This is a genomic window from Pseudonocardia oroxyli (assembly GCF_900102195.1).
GTDB lineage: Bacteria > Actinomycetota > Actinomycetes > Mycobacteriales > Pseudonocardiaceae > Pseudonocardia > Pseudonocardia oroxyli.
Genome location: NZ_FNBE01000045.1, coordinates 1 through 3,232, shown reverse-complemented (window position 1 = coordinate 3,232; position 3,232 = coordinate 1). Strand labels below are relative to the sequence as shown.

The 3,232-nt window shown below is 66.0% G+C and carries 1 protein-coding gene and 2 pseudogenes; 2 read left to right on the top strand and 1 reads right to left on the bottom strand.

Annotated elements, in window-relative coordinates; genetic code table 11:
* Nucleotides 1-128 precede the first annotated feature (128 nt).
* Nucleotides 129-1,143, top strand: a pseudogene (locus BLS43_RS32310) (IS256 family transposase); the annotation flags it as partial.
* Nucleotides 1,144-1,942: 799 nt separating this feature from the next.
* Here the strand turns inward: BLS43_RS32310 and BLS43_RS29135 are convergent.
* Nucleotides 1,943-2,413, bottom strand: coding sequence for a cupin domain-containing protein (locus tag BLS43_RS29135; protein WP_093089910.1), 471 nt, complete (start codon nt 2,411-2,413; stop codon nt 1,943-1,945).
* A gap of 398 nt (nt 2,414-2,811) precedes the next feature.
* On the opposite strand from BLS43_RS29135, the pseudogene BLS43_RS31570 reads away from it, so the two are divergent.
* Nucleotides 2,812-3,068 (top strand): annotated as a pseudogene (locus BLS43_RS31570) (IS5/IS1182 family transposase); the annotation flags it as partial.
* Nucleotides 3,069-3,232 lie beyond the last annotated feature (164 nt).

Here is a 3,232-nt window from a genome sequence, read left to right as displayed (position 1 = left end):
GAGAGCCCCCGATCTTCCTTACGCACCTGGCGGACCATCCGCTTCGCGCGCTCACACATCTCGTCGCTGAACCTCCCCGGTACCGGCACGATCTCAACCCTTCCGCTGGATCACAGCCTCCACCACACCCGGGGCGCTTCAACGTCCCTCGCGACCGCGACGGGAGCCTCACCCCGAAGATCGCAGCCAAGCGCCAGCACCGCATTCCCGGGGTGGACGAGCTGGTGTTGTCCCTGTCGGCGAAGGGCTTGACCACGGGCGAGGTCCAGGCGCACCTGGCCGAGGTCTACGGCGCGCAGGTGTCGCGGCAGACGATCTCCACGATCACCGACAAGATCGTCGACGCCATGGTCGAGTGGCAGAACCGCCCGCTCGACGCCGTCTACCCGGTGATCTTCATCGACGCCATCCACGTGAAGATCCGGCACGGGAAGGTCACGAACCGACCCATCTACGTCGCGCTCGCGGTCACCGTCGAGGGCCGCCGCGACATCCTCGAGCTCTGGGACGGGGACCCGGCCGCGGGCGGTGAGGGCGCGAAGTACCGGCTGCACGTGCTCACCGAGATCCGCACCCGGCATGAACGACCTGCTCATGGTCGTCTGAGACGGGCTGGTCGGGCTTCCGGACGCCATCGGCGCGGTCTGGCCGGCCACGATCACCCAGACCTGTGTCGTTCACCTGCTCACTAACAGCATCCGCCACGCCGGGCGGCCGCACTACGAAGCCGTCGCCAAGGCGTTGAAGCCCGTCTGCACCGCCCCGACCGAGGCCGCAGCGATCGAGGCCGCAGCGATGGAGCGGTTCCTCGAGTTCTGCGAGACCTGGGGCGACCGCTATCCGGCGATCGTCCGGCTCTGGGAGAACGCCTGGGCGGAGTTCGTGCCGTTCCTGTCCTTCGACGTGGAGATCCGCAAGATCGTCTGCACCACCAACGCCATCGAGTCCGTGAACGCTCGGATCCGCCGCGCGGTCAAGACCCGTGGGCACTTCCCGAACGAGGCCGCCGCGCTCAAGTGCGTCTACATGGCGATCATGAGCCTCGATCCGACCGGCGCGGGCCAACGTCGCTGGTCCATGCGCTGGAAACCAGCCCTGAACGCCTTCGACAACGCCTTCGGCGAACGCCTGTCCGCCGCACGCCGACAGACCTCAACCGACCTCAGTCACACCGGAAAGCTGACAGTCCCCCTCGCAGCGCTCGATGTCCGTGACCTACAGTTGCTTCGGTGCTGGCGCGCGAAGCTGCGGCCGACGAGGTCTCGGGCGAAGGCGGCCTCGTGCACACCTGGCGGCGCTTGCGGCCGGGGAGCCCGGCCAGGCCGGCGGGCCGCAGAGCAACTCGACAGCGCCGTAGTAGACAAGGGTTCAGTGGCCAGGCGTAGTGGCGTGGACATGATATGCGCCGTAGGTGCCGAACAATGCGATGTGGATGGGCTCAATTCGCTCAGTGAGCCACGCGTGACGCACCACCCGCGGCGATATCGGCCGAGAGCGTCAGTCGTAGTGGCCGGACTCGGCCACTACGAGGATCCGGCACGCGAGCAGGACAGCAAGCCCCTCCGAGGCCATCACCGCGATGGGCTCGAACCGCCTTTGGGAGTGACCACCTGACCCAGCAACCCGGCGGCGCGGCGATGGGTCGCGACCTCGGGCCTCGAGCTGGGCGACGCGGCGACGGGGGCCGCGAGCTCGCTTGTCCAGCGCTGGTGGCGCCGGAAGGTTGGCCGGAGTGATGAGCTCCCAGCGGCGCCAGCCGTAGATCGTTTGCTCGCTGATGTCGAGATCGGCGGCGACCTGGGCGACGGCCAGCCGCGATCAGGTCGAGGACCTTGCGGCCGAACTCGGCCACGTGGTGCTTCGCGGCCAGCGATCTGGTCGCACCGGCATCCTGCGGGGCCTCGGCACACGAATTCGATCACCGGCGTCGTTGGACAATTCCTTAGGATGAGGCTCTGTCTACGTAGAATCCGTGCTGATTGCGGACTGCCTCGAGGATCTCGGGAGTGATCTCAGTTCCCTGTTCGCGCAGCGATGCAAGGTCGAGCACGATACCGTCGAAAGTCCCGCCAGGAGACGAAACACCCAGCCCGATGAACTGCTTGGAAACTACCTTCACCGAATGCGGGACCCCTCTTGGCATGAATACGAACCCTCCAGGAGCGAGCTCATAGTTCGATCCACCGATCTGAACCAAAACTTCGCCTTCGAGAACGTATATGCTCTCGTCCTCAAGCTTATGGATGTGCCGAGGGACGTCCAGCGTGCAGGTGAACTTGGTCAGCGCGTACCGTCCTTCTGTCTGGTCCGCTCCGGCAAGTAGCTTGATGTCCGCAAATGGGAGGCTCGGCCCACACAGGCTTTCACCGTCTCGGACCGCGTAGTCGCGAAGCGGCGTACTTACTATGGACATACGGTTCCCTCTCTAGGCGCGATGCCAACTTGTGGGCCACCAGCGGCGCGAAGGGCCAACAGAGCTGGCTTCACCGAAACTCTATTTCGAGTTGGATCCCCGCGTCAACCGCTTCGTCACATCACCATCGACGGCCGAGGGTCAGGCCTCGCCAGCCACAGTGCCCTTCCGCTTGTCGTCAACCGACAAGGATGATCTTGACCAGGTCGGTGCCCCAGCGTGAAGCGGCCCGGGCGCAGTAAGGGCTCTGGGATGTCGCGGGTTCGGTAGAGACTGAGCCCTTTCCATTCTGGTCGGAGGCGGGCGTGAGCTGCTGCGGCGTGGCGTCCCCGGAATGAGTGAAGCTCCAAGCAGACGGGCGAGTGCTGAGATCAACTCGTCCTGACCAGGAGCTTCGGTTGCCTTCCCACCCTGCGGGGTTGTCCGTGTCCAACCACGCCCTCGTCACGCTGTCCGACGCCCTCCGCAGCCGCCGCGCCAAAGTCGGCACCCGGTGGCGGCGGCTCTCCGCCGGCGACCAGGCCGTGCTCGTGCCGGCGCACCTGCACAAGGGCGACACCAACGCCGAACTCGCCGCCGGTACGGCACCGGCACGACCACCGTCTTCCGTTACATCACCGAGGCGATCGAGGTCCTCGCCGCGCTCGCCCCGACGCGACCCCGGCTCTCACCCCCGGAGTTCGACACTCGGAGCAAGATCGTCGTGGCTTGCGCTCCAGCCATGAGTGAGGCCTTTCCACTTGGCGTCAGCTGACGTGGATGAGGCCCAGGACTGCCTTGACCAAGTCGGTGACCCGGCGTGGGCAGCAGCGGATCTTG

Excerpts from the sequence above, each read along its gene's own strand:
- BLS43_RS29135 (WP_093089910.1), bottom strand. The coding sequence starts at position 2,413 with ATGTCCATAGTAAGTACGCCGCTTCGCGACTACGCGGTCCGAGACGGT.